Genomic DNA, 14,115 nt, shown 5'->3' with positions numbered 1-14,115 from the left:
GGTTACCCATGTCCAAGCATTACCCGGCGCTCGCGGGCGCCGTCCTCCTCGGCCTCGCCGGGGCCGTTTCCGCCCAGACCGTAAGCGTCGACGATTACCGCCGCGCCGACGCGATGCTGGCGAACAACACCATGCCGCTGGTGGACCACTCGGTGCAGCGCGTGAAGTGGCTCGACGATACCCACTTCTGGTATCGCGACCATGACAAGGACGGCGACCAGTTCATCACCGTCGACCTTGGCACCGGCAAGGCCACGCCCGCTTTCGATCGCGAGAAGGTGGCCAAGGCCCTCGCCGCGTCCACCGGCAAGAAGGTCGACCCGGCCAAGCTGCCGGTCACCGATTTCGTCGTGCGCCCGGATGATGGCCTCGACATCACCTCGGGCGGCAAGCACTACGTGTGCGACAAGGCCATGGGCAAGTGCGAGCTGGCCGCGGTGAAGAAAGACCCGAACGGCAAGCCCTACGGCGAGGAGCCGGGCCTGAAGTCGCCCGATGGCAAGTCCGAGGCCTTCGTGCGCGACTGGAACCTGTGGGTGCGCGACGTGGCCACGGGCGCCGAGACGCAGCTCACCACCGATGGCATCAAGGATTTCGGCTACGCCACCGACAACGCCGGCTGGAAGCACACCGACGAAGCCATCGTGGTGTGGTCGCCGGATTCGAAGAAGCTGGCCACGTTCCAGCAGGACCAGCGCAAGACCGGCGAAATGACCACGGTCAGCGTCAACGTGGGCCACCCCACGGTCGATACCTGGAAGTACCCGCTGCCGGGCGACAAAGACGTGACCATGATCGAGCGCGTCGTCATCGACGTGCCGACGAAGAAGACCGTGCGCTTCAAGATGCAGCCTGACCAGCACCGCTCCACGGTGTGCGACGATGTCTCGTGCAGCCCCGGCGTATGGGACGACGTGCGCTGGTCGGCCGATGGCAAGAGCATCGCGTTCGTTTCCACCGCGCGCGACCACACGCACGAATGGGTGCGCCTGGCCAACCCGGAGACGGGCGATGTCCGCACCGTGTTCGACGAAAAAGCCAAGACGTACTTCGAGGGCGGCTTCGAGAACGCCAACTGGCAGTACGTGCCCGAGACCGATCAGGTCATCTGGTTCTCCGAGCGCAGCAACTGGGGCCACCTGTACGCCTACAGCCTGAAGACGGGCAAGCTTGAGAAGCAGATCACCAAGGGCGACTGGAACGTCACCCAGGTGCTGCATATCGACCCGAAGACGAAGACCATTTGGTTCCGTGGCGTGGGCCGCGAGAAGGGCGTCGATCCGTACTTCCAGTCGTTCTACAAGGTGAACTTCGATGGCTCGAACCTCACCCTGCTGACCCCGGAGAAGTTCGACCACACCGTGTCGATGTCGAAGGACGGCACGTACTTCTTCGATTCGTACAGCGATATCAACACGCCGCCCGTCGCCGTGGTCCGCCGCAGCGATACCGGCGCCGTCGTGAAGGAAGTGGCCAGGGCCGATATCTCGCGCCTCAAGGCCGCCGGCTGGGTCGCCCCCACCGCGTTCACCGTGAAGGCGCGCGATGGCAAGACCGACCTCTACGGCCAGATGTTCAAGCCGTCGAAGTTCGACCCGTCGAAGAAATACCCGCTGGTGGTCTACATCTACCCGGGCCCGCAGGTGGGTTCGGTGCGCACGCGCAGCTTCGTGCCGTCGCACGGCGATAACCAGGCGCTGGCCGAACTCGGCTTCGTGGTGGTGGCCGTTGACGGCATGGGCACGCCGCTGCGCTCGAAGGCGTTCCACGATGCGTATTTCCAGAACATCGGTGACAACACGCTGCCCGACCAGGTCGCGGCCGTGAAGCAGCTGGTGAAGCAGAACACGTGGATCGATGGCGACCGCGTCGGCATCTGGGGCCACTCCGGCGGCGGCAACGCCACCGCCACGGCCATGTTCCGCTACGCCGATACCTTCAAGGTGGGCATCTCGGAATCGGGCAACCACGACAACCGCAACTACGAAGACGACTGGGCCGAGAAGTGGCAGGGCCTGCTGGTCAAGGACAAGGACGGCAAGTCGAACTACGACGACCAGGCGAACCAGAAGTGGGTGGACGGCCTGAAGGGCCACCTCATGCTGGCGCACGGTACCTCGGACGATAACGTGCCGCCGTACGAAACCCTGCTGGTGGTCGATGCGCTGATCAAGGCGAACAAGGATTTCGACCTGGTCATGATCCCCAACGCCCACCACGGCTACGGTGCCGCCACGCAGTACATGACGCGCCGCCGCTGGGATTACTTCGTGCGCTACCTGAAGGGCGAAACACCCCCGAAGGAATTCAAGCTCACCCCGATCGAGCACTAAAACGAAAAGGGCCCCTGGGGCCCTTTTTCTTGCCCGGATCTTGTGGGCCGTTACCTTGTGGGAGCGCGCTTGCGCGCGATGGCTCTTGCGACACAACCCATCGCGCGCAAGCGCGCTCCCACAGTCTTTTGGTCTCAGTGGCTTTTAAGACAAGGTGATATGCACCCCAGGCACCGGCACGAAGTGCATGGCCACCGCATTCATGCAGTAGCGCAAGCCCGTCGGATCCGGGCCATCGTCAAACACATGCCCAAGATGCGCGCCGCAACGGGCGCAACTCACCGCCGTGCGGTCTTCCACCAGGCTGCGGTCGTCGGTCTGCACGATGTTCCGCTTCGAGATCGGTTGCCAAAAACTCGGCCAGCCCGTGCCGGAATCAAACTTCGTCGCTGAATCGAACAGCGCGGTATCGCAGCCGATGCAACGGTACAGGCCATTGTCATGCCGGTTCCAGCCGGGCCCGGTGTAGGCCGGCTCGGTGCCCTCGTGGCGCGTGACGTAGTACGAGCGCGAATCCAGCTTCTGCCGCCACTGCTCGTCGGTCATCACCACCTTCGCCTCCACGCAGCTGCCCAGCGGCTTCTTGTCGGGCGCGAAGCAATCCAGCGTGACGTTGCCGGCCTGCATCGGCTTCGGCGCCTCGGCGGCCACCGCGGGCCGGGTGGCCTTGAAGATGAACGGGAGCGAGGACGCCGCGGCCGCGGTCACGGCGAAAACGGACAGGAAACGGCGGCGTTCAGGATCATGGCGGCGCATGGGACCTCCGGAAGCAAGGAAGGGCGCCCGCTGGCGCCCTTCCCAATAGACCGCCCTCGCGGCCCCAACCTTACACCCGAGCCGCAACCCCTGTGGGAGCGCGCTCGCGCGCGATGCCCTGCCTCAATCCTCAACCCAATGACACCGCCGCTCCGTCCGGTACGTAGCGTTCTTGTCCTGGTGGTTCTTCTGCACCTGGTTACCCACCACGCCGCCGGCGACGGCGCCGCCCACGGTGGCCAGCGTCTTGCCCTTGCCGCCACCCACCTGGTTGCCCAGCAGGCCGCCGGCGACGGCGCCCACGCCCGTGCCAATCAGGCGGTTGTTGTCCTTGGAATTGATCTGCTTGGTCTCGACGTCTTCGCACACCTGGTGCCGTGCGAACGCCGGCGCGACGGCGCCGAAGGCGAGGGTGGCTGCCACCAGGGCCATGAGAGGCTTCTTCATGAGGGGTCCTCCTTATCAACGCGTGTGTCGTTAGCGGGTTTCAGGGATACCGCCGCCGTCGTGATGGAGGGGTCAACAGGGGCCGGATCCACGCGCTTCACCGACATGGCGTATGGCCGCGGTTTAATTGGGGTTCCGCGCGCCTCGGCTACGGCTTCGGTGAGTTCCGCGCCCAGCAGCAGGATAAGCGCCGAGTAATACACCCACACCAGCAACACCACCACGCCACCCGCGGGCCCGTAGGGGCCGCCCACGTTGCTGCGCTCGAGGTAGATGCCGATGGCGTACTTGCCGATGACAAAGAGCAGGGCCGTGAGCGAGGCGCCGATCAGCGCGTCGCGCCATTCAATGATCGCGTCAGGCAGCACCTTGTAGATCGCGCCGAAGATCAGGACGAACACAGCGAAGGAGATCACCATCTCCAGGGCATGCCAGCCCACCGTGCCGCCGCGGACGAACACGGCGATAAGCGCGCTGGCCGAAAACGAGATGACCAGCAGGAACGCCAGTGACAGCAGCAGGCCCAGCGCATGCAGGCGGGCCCGCAGCCAGCCCAGGATGGCGCGGCTGGTATTGCCGGGCCGCGGTTGTAGGCTCCACACCCGGTTCAGGGCGCCCTGCAACTGGGCGAAGACCGCCGAGGCACCCACCAGGGTCACGCCCAGGCCGATCAGGCCGGCCATGCTGCCCACGCTGGGCCGCTGCTTGGCGTTCTCGATGACCAGGGCGACGGCACCGGACGCGCGCTGGCCCACCAGCCCGTTCAGGCCGTCGATGAGCTGCGCCTGCCATTCGGGCCGCAACGAGGCCACCACCCAAAGCAGCAGCACCAGCAGCGGGGCGAACGAGAGGGCGGAATAGAAGGCGAGGGCAGCCGCGCGGGTCATCAGCTCATCGTCGCTGAAGCCCTTCGCGGTGGTCTTCACGACCTGGAAGCCTAGGTTGATCCTGCGGTCCATGCGGATAGGGTGGGCGGTGCCGCGCGAAAAAAACGTGGACTCAGGCCGCGGCGTCCATCCGGCCGATGGCCTCGGGGATGGCCTCGGCGCCGTGGACCTCGATGACCCTGTCGGTCATGTTGAACCCGGTGACCACCTCATGGGCCCAGGTGCTGTGGTAGGGCATGTACACGCCCCAGCCGCCCAGCTCCACCACGGGCTGGATATCCGACTTGAGGGAATTGCCCACCATGGCGAACCGGTCGGCGGTGACCTCGAACTCGCGGAACAGGCGCTCGTAGGCGGCCGGGTCCTTCTCCGAGACGATCTCGATGCGGTGGAACACGTCGGCCAGTCCGCAGCGGGCCACCTTGTACTCCTGGTGGAACAGGTCGCCCTTGGTGATCAGCACCACCCGGTGGGTCTGGGCCACGCGGTGGACGGCGTCGCGGATGCCCGGCAGGAGCTCCACGGGGTGCGCGAGCACATCCTTGCCCAGCTTGACGATGCGGTGGATATCGCGGGCCTCGATGCGGCCATCGGTCAGCTCGATGGCGGATTCGATCATCGAGAGGGCCATGCCCTTGGCGCCGTAGCCGAACAGGGCGATGTTGCCGCGCTCGGTGGCCAGCAGGCTATCGCGCAGGTTGCCGCTGTCGAGGTCGATGTACTTGCCGAGGATGGCTTCGAAGGTGTCCTGCGCGCGGTCGTAATACTCCTGGCTGTGCCAGAGCGTATCGTCGCCGTCGAAGCCGATGAGGTCGATCATGGGGCTATCCCGGGTTGCATGCCGCGATAGGATACCGCCATGTATGAATTCACTGATATCGCCTGCCCCTATTGCGGGGAGACCATCGAGGTGGCCGTGGATACCTCGGCCGGCAGCCAGGGCTACATCGAGGACTGCCAGGTATGCTGCCGCCCCATCGTGATGCGGCTGGTCGTCGACGAGGGCGATGGCAGCTTCGAGCTCACCGCCAGCGCCGAAAACGACGGGTAGGAGCCCACACCGGTGGGCGACAGCTTTTAGCGAAAAGCCGCAGCTCATCGCCAAACGCTGTCGCCCACGGGGTGGGCTCCTACGTGGGCTGGATCAGAACGCGATGCTGGTCTTCAGGCCCAGGATGAACGCGTCGTCGCGCTTGTTGCTGCCGCCCGGGTCCTTGATGTACTGCAGGTTCGGGCGGATGGCGATCGAGGGGATCGGCGACCAGCTGTAGAACACTTCAGCCACCTTCTCCGACCCGTCGTTGACGATGGCCGGGTTATCCGGGTTCAGCTGGTTCAGCAGGCGCTGGTTGCGCGCCGCGTAGCCATTGGCATGGGTGAAGGCGATGGCCGCGCCGACGAAGTCGTTGGGGCGGTCGAAGATGCCCTTGTACTCCGTGCCGAACGCCACCTGGGCGTTGGTGGCGGACGTGGCGTGGTCCGCGGCCGTGATGTTCAGGAACACCGTGGCGCCCTTGCCGCCGGCGGTGCCGGTGACCTGCTGCTGGAACGTGATCCACGCACCGCGGCGGGAATCGTGCTGCAGCGGCGTGCCACCGAACTCGGCGAGCGGCTGGTGCTGGTCGTTGAGGTACAGGTCGTCGCCCTTCGAGGTGTTGTACCAGACGCCAACACGGTACGAACCCGGCAGGCCGTTGATGCTGGGCTTCCAGCCGAACTCGAGCGGGATGAGGGCGCCGGTGGTGCCGCTCGGGAAATCAGGCACGAGGCCCTTGTGCCGCGCGTAGCTGTCGTCCGGGTACTTCGGGTTCATCTGGTAACCCGCCAGCTGGATGAACGTATCATCGCTGGTGTTGTACTTCAGCACGGTGGCCCACTGGCTGGTCGGCCAGTTGATCCAGTAGTCGCCCACGATGTTGCCCGGCTGGGCGCCGCAGAACGACAGGTTCATGAAGTCGCACGAGAAGTTGTTGATGTCCTCGCCGACCGGCAGGCGGCCGAGTTTCCACGTGAGGCGGCCGTCGAAGAACTTCTGCTCCAGCGACAGCACCGTGAGGTGCCAGGTCTGGCCGCGGCCGTACACTTCCTGGATCAGCTGGTTGTTGCCGATGTTGGCGTCGGCACCGATGTCGCGGCCGTTACGGTCGGTGACCATGATGTTGAACTTGGCGCCGTCCCAGCCCCAGAGCTTCTGCAGATCGAACGCGGCACCGAATTTCCACTGGTCGGTGTAGCGGGTGATGTTGCGGTCGCCGCCGGAGTAGTTGTGCGCGGCTTCGAAGCCGTAGCCGAAGTCGAAGGTGATGCCTTTTTCTTCGAGGCGCGTGCGCTCGCCGTTCCAGTCCCCGAAGAAATACTTGCTGTTGCTGCTGCCGATGGCACTCGGCGAATCGTCGGCGTGGGCAGCGCCGGCGAACGCGAGCCCTGCCAGGATGACGCCGGCGAGGGGACGCTTGATCAGATTCGTAAGCATGAACCCTTCTCCCTGAAAATAATTACTTTTTTTCGTACGTGGTTTTTGTTTATCTCAGTTGCATCGCACCATGTTCGGTGTGCACAACCGACGAATCATAATCAATATTTGTCGTACTAATGGGTGGGCATCGCAAATACAGCGCCCGCGCTTTCATCGTGGTTCAGCCAACGCTGTGTAACGGCCTTCTGCCGGGTGTAGAAACGCACCGACTCGGGTCCGTGCGCGTGGTGATCGCCCATGAGGCTTTTTTTCCAGCCACCGAAGCTGTGGAACGCCATCGGTACAGGAATGGGCACGTTGATGCCGATCATGCCGACTTGCACCCGATGCGCAAATTCGCGCGCCACCTGTCCATCCCGCGTGAAGATGGCCGTGCCATTGCCATATTCGTGCGCGTCGACAAGTTCCAGCGCCGTAGCGAAATCCGGCACGCGCACCACGCACAGCACGGGGCCGAAGATTTCTTCCTTGTAGATCTTCATCTGCGGCGTGACGCGATCGAACAGCGTGCCGCCCACGAAGAAACCCTGCTCGCAACCCGGCACCTGGTAGCCGCGGCCGTCGACCACGAGCGCCGCGCCCGCCGCCTCGCCATCGTCGATGTAGCCCGTGATGCGGTCGCGATGCACGGCGGTGACGACGGGACCCATCTCGACGGTCTCATCCAGGCCCTGGCCGATGCGCAGTGCCTCGACGCGCGGCTTCAGCTTCGCGACGAGTGCATCGGCGGTGGCCTCGCCCACCGCCACGGCCACCGAGATGGCCATGCAGCGTTCGCCCGCCGCGCCGTAGCCCGCGCCCATCAATGCGTCGGCGGTCTTGTCGAGGTCGGCGTCGGGCATGATGATCATGTGGTTCTTCGCGCCGCCCAGCGCCTGCACGCGCTTGCCCTTCGCCGTGCCGCGCGCGTAGATGTACTCGGCGATGGGCGTGGAGCCCACGAAGCTCACCGCGCGTACCAGGTCGTGGTCCAGCAGCGCATCCACCGCGGCCTTGTCGCCGTGCACCACATTGAACACGCCATCGGGCAGGCCCGCTTCCTTCAGCAGCACGGCAAGCTCCACGGCGAGCGACGGGTCGCGTTCCGAGGGCTTCAGCACGAACGTGTTGCCGCAGGCGATGGCCATCGGGAACATCCACATGGGCACCATGGCCGGGAAGTTGAACGGCGTGATGCCCGCGCACACGCCAATGGCCTGGCGCATGGTCCACGCGTCGATGCCGTTGGCGATCTGCTCGGTGTATTCGCCCTTCAGCAGCTCGGGTATGCCGCAGGCGTACTCGACCACCTCGAGGCCACGCACCAGCTCGCCCTTCGCATCGGAGAGCACCTTGCCGTGCTCGGCCACGATGACGCGGGCGAGGCGGTCCATGTCGCGTTCGATCAGTTCCTTGAAGCGGAACATGACACGGGCGCGCTTCAGCGGCGGCGTTTCCGACCACGCGCGGAACGCGGCGTGGGCGGCCTTGACGGCAGCGTCCACGTCGCCGGCCGATGCCAGGTCCACCTCGGCGGCGACGCGGCCGCTGGCGGGGTTGTAGACGGGGGCGGTGCCACTGGGCGAGCCGGCGTAGGTCTTGCCGGCGATGAAGTGGCCGATGCGGTAGAGGGTGCTGGTTTCAGGCTGGGCGGACATGGGTCGTGTGTCTCCGTCGCGCGCTTAGCGCGCGATCATCCATTCGTGGGCGGGGTCGTTGCGGAAGTGCCATTCGCGGCGCGGACCGGCCATGACATTGAGGTAGTAGCCGCGGTAGCCATGCGGCATCACCACCGGGTGGTAGCCACGCGGCACCATCACCACGTCGTGGTTGCCCACGGCCATGGATTCGTCGATGTCGCGCTCGTCGGTGTACACGCGCTGGAACGCGAAGCCCTGCGGCGGGTCGATGCGGTGGTAGTAGGTTTCCTCCAGCACGCTCTCTTCCGGCAGGTTGTCGGTGTCGTGCTTGTGCGGCGGGTAGCTGGAGGAATGCCCGGCCGGCGTGAGGACCTCCACCACCAGCAGCGCTTCGGCGGGTTCGGTCTCGGGCAGGATGTCGCACACGTAGCGCGTGTTGGCGCCCGTGCCGCGCACGGAGCGCTTCATGCTTGCCGGCTCGATCAGGCGCGCCTCGAAGCGGCCCGTGGCCGGCGCCGAGGCGAGCGCGAGTTCCGCATCGTCGCGTGCCGTCACCCTGTAGGTGGACGACGGCGGCGCGTACACCGCGTGTGGCGAGCGGTCGTCGAAGACGCTGGCACGGCCGCCGAGGTGCGTCCAGTCGCGGCCGGCCACGCTGATGTCGACGGTGCCCGTGAGCACCACCAGGCAGCCCTCGCGGTCCGCGGGCAGCGTGATGGTGGTGGTGTCGCCGGCCTTCACGCGGCGGGCGGCGAAGCCCACGTGTTTCCAGTGGGCCGATTCCGGGGTGACGGTGACGATGGCCTCGCCCTGGGCGGCGGCCTTGACGAGCAGGCTCATGCGACCTCCTTCACCGGTTCGCGGTCGAGCAGCTGGCGCAGGGTCTGGTAGCCCTTCTCCGCGAACGCGTAGCTGGGCGCCACGGCCGGGTCCTGCTCCGCCTCGACCACCAGCCAGCCCTGGTACCCGTGGCGCTTGAGGCTGGCGATGATACCGGCGAAGTCGATGACGCCATCGCCCGGCACCGTGAATGCGCCGTTGAGCACCGACTGCAGGAAGGTCCAGTGCCGGTTGCGTGCCATGCGAACCACGCCCGGGCGCACGTCCTTGCAGTGGACGTGGCAGATGCGGCCGATGTGCTTGTCCAGCACCGCGAGCGGGTCGCCGCCACCGAAGTAGGTATGGCCGCTGTCGAAGAGCAGGCCCACCTCCTCGCCGGTGTGTGCCATGAGCTGGTCCACGTCGTCGGGCGATTCCACGTAGGCGCCCATGTGGTGGTGGTAGGCCAGGCGCACGCCGTGCGCGAGCGTGAACTTCGCGAACTCGGTGAGGTTGTCGCCGTAGCGCTTCCACTCATCGGCCGTGCGCAGGCGCGGGCGCTTGTACAGCGGCTGCGGCTCGCCCTGGATGGCGTTGGCCACCTCGCCGTACACCATCACCTTGCAGCCGTTTTCGGCCAGGAGGCGCAGGTGCTTGCCGACGGCAACGATTTCCTCTTTCGCGGGGCGTACCGCGGCGCGGCCGGAATACCAGCCGCTTACCACGTCGAGGCCGTAGCCCGCCATCAGGTCGCGCAGCGCCTCGGGTTCTTTCGGGAACTTGTTGCCCAGCTCGAAGCCTTCGTAGCCGATGGCCTTGCCTTCGGTGAGCGCGGTGGAAAGCGGCGTCTCGCCGCCCAGCGACGGCAGGTCGTCGTTGCTCCACGAAATGGGGTTGATGCCGATGCGGATGGGGTCGTTCTTCATGCTGGCGTGTTCCCGGCCTTGCGGCCCGCGATGGCGGTTTCGTAGCCGGCGCGCGCATCGCGCACGGCTCCCCGCGTGGAGACTTCGGGCACCGCCACGTCCCACCACGCGCCGCCCTCGTCGGTGGTGCGGGTGTGGTCCGTGTCGATGCTGATGAGGTAGGTGCGGTCGGCGGCGCGCGCGCGTTCCAGCGCGGCTTCCAGGCCCGCGATATCGGCGACGTGCTCGGCGATGGCACCCAGCGAGCGCGCGTGCGCCGCGAAATCGATGCGAGGTGCACCGTGCGCGCCTTGCAGGCAGTTGTCGAACATGTTGTTGAACGGCGCGCCGCCCACCGCCTGCTGCAGGCGGTTGATGCAGCCGTAGCCGCGGTTGTCGAGCAGCACGATGATGAGCTTCGCGTCGAGCATCACCGAGGTGGCGATCTCGGAATTCATCATGAGGTAGCTGCCGTCGCCGACCATGACGATCACCTCGCGCCCGGGCTCGGCCATCTTCACGCCCAGGCCGCCGGCGATCTCGTAGCCCATGCACGAGTAGCCGTATTCCATGTGGTAGCCGCCCGGGGTTTCCGTGCGCCACAGTTTCTCCAGCTCGGCGGGCAGCGTGCCTGCGGCGCAGACGACGATATCGCCCATGGCCGACGTGGGCGAAGAGCGCTGCACGGCGCCGATGACCTCGCCGTCGTACGGCAGCCGGCCCGGGGGCGCGGCACGCTGGCTGGTGATGCGGGTCACGATATCCACCCACGCGAGGGCGGCACCGCGGGCGCGTTCGGTCCAGGTTTCCGGCGCGGCCCAGTCTTCCAGCCCGAAGGTGAGGTCATCGAGCACCTGGGCGGCGTCGCCGATCACCTCGATGCCGTTGCCCTTGAGCGCGTCGAACGCGTTCACATTGACCGAGACGATGGGTACGTGGCGGAACAAGGCGTTCGAGCCCGTGGTGAAGTCCTGCAGGCGCGTGCCCACCGCGATGATGAGGTCGGCGTCGCGCAGCAGGGCGTTTGCCGCGGTGGAGCCACAGACGCCGGCCGGGCCCAGCTGCAACGGGTGGTTCCACGGCATGGCGCCCTTGCCGGCCTGCGTCTCGCATACAGGCACGCCGTGCTTGTCGGCGAAGGCAAGGATTTCAGGGGTGGCCCTGGCATACAGGGCGCCGCCGCCAAGGATCATCACCGGCCGCTCGGATGCCTCGATGGCATCGAGGGCGGCCATGAGCTCGTCGTCGGTGGGCTGCGGCGCACGGAACACGATTTCGCGCGGCTCGAAAAAAGCCACTGGCCAGTCGTAGGCCTCGGCCTGCACATCCTGCGGCAGGGCGAGCGTCACCGGGCCGCATAGCGCGGGGTCGGTGAGCGCGCGCACCGCGCGGGGCAGCGCGGTGAGCAGTTGCTCCGGGCGCATGATGCGGTCGAAGTAGCGCGACACGGGGCGGAAGCAGTCGTTGACCGACACCGTGCCGTCGCTGAAATCCTCCAGCTGCTGCAGTACCGGGTCGGGCGCGCGCGAGACGAAGATGTCGCCGGGCAGCAGCAGCACGGGCAGGCGGTTCACGTGGGCCAGCGCGGCGGCGGTGACGAGGTTGGTGGCGCCCGGGCCGATCGACGTGGTCACGGCCATCATGCGGCGGCGCATGCTGGCCTTGGCATAGGCGATGGCCGCATGCGCCATGGCCTGTTCGTTGTGCGCGCGGAACGTGGGGAACGTGTCGCGCACCTCGTACAGCGCCTCGCCCAGGCCGGCCACGTTGCCGTGGCCGAAGATGGCGAAGACGCCGCCGAACAGCGGCTCGGCCTCGTCGACATCCGCATCGCGCCCGTAGAGCGCCTGCAGGTAGCGGACCAGCGCCTGGGCGGTGGTGAGGCGGATGGTCTCGCTCATGCGGCGGCGCCTTGCTTCACGGTGCGGCCCGGCGACCGGCGGGTGGCCTTGTGCCATGCCTGGATCATGCCTTCGAATGCCACGCGGGCCTGCTCCACGAGTGCCTTGTCGTCGATGCGCCCGGCCAGCCACGCCTTCGCGGGTTCGCTGAACAGCGTGCGGCCCACGGCGAAGCCACGGCACGTGCTGCTGCTGGCCGCATCCGCGAAGCCGGCGGCGAGGGAGTCCGCCGGTGCGTTGAGGCCAAGCAGCAGCACGCCGCGGCAAAACGGGTCGCGTTCGTCGATCAGCGCGTCGATAGCCGCCCACGCATCGGCGGCGGGCGGGCACAGCTTCCACCAGTCGGGCTTGATGCCCAGGTTGTAGATGCGCTTGAGCGAGCGCAGCACCAGCACATCGCGCTGGGCCTGGCTGGAGCAGCCGGGCGGGATGACCTCGAGCAGCAGCTCATGGCCACTGAGCTTCGCGGCATCGTACAGCGCGAGCAGCTGGGTTTCCTGCTCCACCCGGTGCAGCGGCTCGGCATCGGGGTCGAACTGCACCAGGCACTTGATGACATGCTCATGCGGCCAGCTCACCAGCTGGCTGCCGATGGAACGGCCGCGTTCAAATTCCAGCGGGTTCGAGCCGGGTACTTCCACCGGGCGGCCGATCCACCAGCCGCGGCCGGTGGCGGCGTTGAGCGCGTCCTGGCCATAGCGGTCGTCGGCCAGCAGGCCCACGTGGCCTTCGAGGCCGTTGGCCGTTTCGGTGGCGGCCACCGCCTCGACCAACAACGTTTTCAGCGCGGGGATGCGCGCTTCATCCGCGCCCGCCTCGCGGGCCAGCTCGAAGAACGGCGTGCGGTGATCGAACGCGAACACGTAAAGCTCGTTCCATGCCTTGCGTGGCACGGCGGCACGGTGCAGGTGCGAAAGCTCCGCGTCGAGGTCGGGGCGGGCGATACCGCCTTCGCGAGACAGGAAAGCATCGAGCTCGGCGCGGCCGGGCATGGACGGTGCGCAGGCGTGGCGCGAGACCACGATGGCACCACAGGCGTTGGCCCACGCGCAGGCGCGCTCGACGCTTTCGCCGCTGAGCCAGCCGGCGAGGAAGCCGGAGAGGAACGCGTCGCCGGCACCGAGCACGTTGAGCACCTCGACGCGCTCACCGCGGTAGGTGGGTGCGTCGTCGATGTGGGTGGGAATGGGACCCTCGACGATGGAGCAGCCCAGCGGGCCGCGCTTCACGATCAGCGTGGCGTCCGAGACAGCGCGCACCGCGCGAAGCGCCGCCAGCAGGTCTTCGCTGCCACCGGCGATATGGAACTCTTCCTCGGTGCCGACGATGAGGTCGAACTGCGGCAGGATGCCCTGCAGGTGCGCCGTGACATGGTCGGCGGCCACGAAACGCTGCTCGCCGTTGCCGCGACCCGTGAGGCCCCACAGCACCGGGCGATAGTCGATGTCGAGCACGGTGCGCACGTCGTGCTTGCGGGCGAGCTCCAGCGCGCGCTGTGAGGCGCCGAGCACGCCCGGCTGCGACAGGTGCGTGCCGGTGATGGCCAGCGCGCGGCAGCGGCTGATGAACCCTTCGTCGATGTCACCGGCCTGCAGTGCCATGTCGGCGCAGTTCTCGCGGTAGAACAGCAGCGGGAAGCTGGTGCTGTCCTTGATGCCGAGGATGGCCAGCGCGGTGAGGCGTTCGGGGTCGACCTTCACCTGGCTGGTATCGCAACCTTCGTTGGCGAGGGTCTCGAGCAGGAAGCTGCCCATCTGGTCGTCGCCGACCCGCGAAAGCATGGCCGACCGCAGGCCAAGCCGCGCGGTGCCGAAGGCCACGTTGGCCGACGAGCCGCCAAGGTACTTGGCGAAGCTGGTGACGTCTTCCAGGCGGGCGCCGATCTGCTGGGCGTAGAGATCCACCGCGAGGCGGCCGAGGCAGGCCACGTCGATGGGGCGGGAGGTGGTGCGGGGCAGGGGGCTACGCATAG

12 protein-coding genes are annotated in these 14,115 nt (G+C 66.8%); 2 read left to right on the top strand and 10 right to left on the bottom strand.

Annotated features, from left to right (window positions below; all coding sequences use genetic code 11):
• Nucleotides 1-8: 8 nt before the first annotated feature.
• Nucleotides 9-2,333 carry a S9 family peptidase gene (locus VI08_RS03110; RefSeq protein ID WP_045828068.1) on the top strand — a complete coding sequence of 775 codons (2,325 nt, stop codon included), beginning with the start codon at nucleotides 9-11 and terminating at the stop codon, nucleotides 2,331-2,333.
• A gap of 144 nt (nucleotides 2,334-2,477) precedes the next feature.
• Here VI08_RS03110 and msrB read toward each other — a convergent pair whose 3' ends face one another.
• The 4 genes from msrB to VI08_RS03090 all read right to left on the bottom strand — a co-directional run bounded on the left by msrB (nucleotide 2,478) and on the right by VI08_RS03090 (nucleotide 5,243).
• On the bottom strand, nucleotides 2,478-3,089 hold the full coding sequence (msrB, locus tag VI08_RS03105) for a peptide-methionine (R)-S-oxide reductase MsrB (RefSeq protein ID WP_045828067.1): 612 nt from the start codon (nucleotides 3,087-3,089) through the stop codon (nucleotides 2,478-2,480).
• Between the two features lie 123 nt (nucleotides 3,090-3,212).
• The gene (locus tag VI08_RS03100; protein WP_045828066.1) at nucleotides 3,213-3,536 is read right to left on the bottom strand and encodes a glycine zipper 2TM domain-containing protein; all 324 of its coding nucleotides are present in this window, start codon (nucleotides 3,534-3,536) and stop codon (nucleotides 3,213-3,215) included.
• Nucleotides 3,533-4,495 carry a YihY/virulence factor BrkB family protein gene (locus VI08_RS03095; protein ID WP_084621215.1) on the bottom strand — a complete coding sequence of 321 codons (963 nt, stop codon included), beginning with the start codon at nucleotides 4,493-4,495 and terminating at the stop codon, nucleotides 3,533-3,535. Before VI08_RS03095 ends, VI08_RS03100 begins: the two co-directional genes overlap by 4 nt.
• Before the next feature lie 40 nt (nucleotides 4,496-4,535).
• Nucleotides 4,536-5,243 (bottom strand): HAD family hydrolase, encoded by a 708-nt coding sequence (locus VI08_RS03090; protein ID WP_045828065.1) that lies wholly within the window; start codon nucleotides 5,241-5,243, stop codon nucleotides 4,536-4,538.
• A gap of 39 nt (nucleotides 5,244-5,282) precedes the next feature.
• On the opposite strand from VI08_RS03090, the gene VI08_RS03085 reads away from it, so the two are divergent.
• Nucleotides 5,283-5,474, top strand: a complete 192-nt coding sequence (locus tag VI08_RS03085) for a CPXCG motif-containing cysteine-rich protein (protein WP_045828064.1) — start codon at nucleotides 5,283-5,285, stop codon at nucleotides 5,472-5,474.
• Between the two features lie 93 nt (nucleotides 5,475-5,567).
• Here VI08_RS03085 and VI08_RS03080 read toward each other — a convergent pair whose 3' ends face one another.
• The 6 genes from VI08_RS03080 to VI08_RS03055 all read right to left on the bottom strand — a co-directional run bounded on the left by VI08_RS03080 (nucleotide 5,568) and on the right by VI08_RS03055 (nucleotide 14,113).
• On the bottom strand, nucleotides 5,568-6,896 hold the full coding sequence (locus VI08_RS03080; RefSeq protein ID WP_045828063.1) for a carbohydrate porin: 1,329 nt from the start codon (nucleotides 6,894-6,896) through the stop codon (nucleotides 5,568-5,570).
• Between the two features lie 116 nt (nucleotides 6,897-7,012).
• A complete protein-coding gene (locus VI08_RS03075) occupies nucleotides 7,013-8,536 on the bottom strand; it encodes a CoA-acylating methylmalonate-semialdehyde dehydrogenase (protein WP_045828062.1) in 1,524 nt (507 codons plus the stop codon).
• A 24-nt stretch (nucleotides 8,537-8,560) separates the two neighbouring features.
• Nucleotides 8,561-9,358 (bottom strand): 5-deoxy-glucuronate isomerase, encoded by a 798-nt coding sequence (gene iolB / locus VI08_RS03070; RefSeq protein WP_045828061.1) that lies wholly within the window; start codon nucleotides 9,356-9,358, stop codon nucleotides 8,561-8,563.
• Nucleotides 9,355-10,263, bottom strand: a complete 909-nt coding sequence (gene iolE / locus VI08_RS03065; RefSeq protein WP_045828060.1) for a myo-inosose-2 dehydratase — start codon at nucleotides 10,261-10,263, stop codon at nucleotides 9,355-9,357. The genes iolB and iolE overlap by 4 nt, the downstream gene beginning before the upstream one ends.
• On the bottom strand, nucleotides 10,260-12,143 hold the full coding sequence (gene iolD, locus VI08_RS03060) for a 3D-(3,5/4)-trihydroxycyclohexane-1,2-dione acylhydrolase (decyclizing) (protein ID WP_045828059.1): 1,884 nt from the start codon (nucleotides 12,141-12,143) through the stop codon (nucleotides 10,260-10,262). Before iolD ends, iolE begins: the two co-directional genes overlap by 4 nt.
• A complete protein-coding gene (locus tag VI08_RS03055; protein ID WP_045828058.1) occupies nucleotides 12,140-14,113 on the bottom strand; it encodes a bifunctional 5-dehydro-2-deoxygluconokinase/5-dehydro-2-deoxyphosphogluconate aldolase in 1,974 nt (657 codons plus the stop codon). Before VI08_RS03055 ends, iolD begins: the two co-directional genes overlap by 4 nt.
• Nucleotides 14,114-14,115: the final 2 nt, after the last annotated feature.

Source organism: Luteibacter yeojuensis (assembly GCF_000964085.1).
GTDB classification, from domain to species: Bacteria; Pseudomonadota; Gammaproteobacteria; order Xanthomonadales; family Rhodanobacteraceae; genus Luteibacter; species Luteibacter yeojuensis_A.
This window is presented reverse-complemented; position numbering and strand designations above follow the sequence as displayed.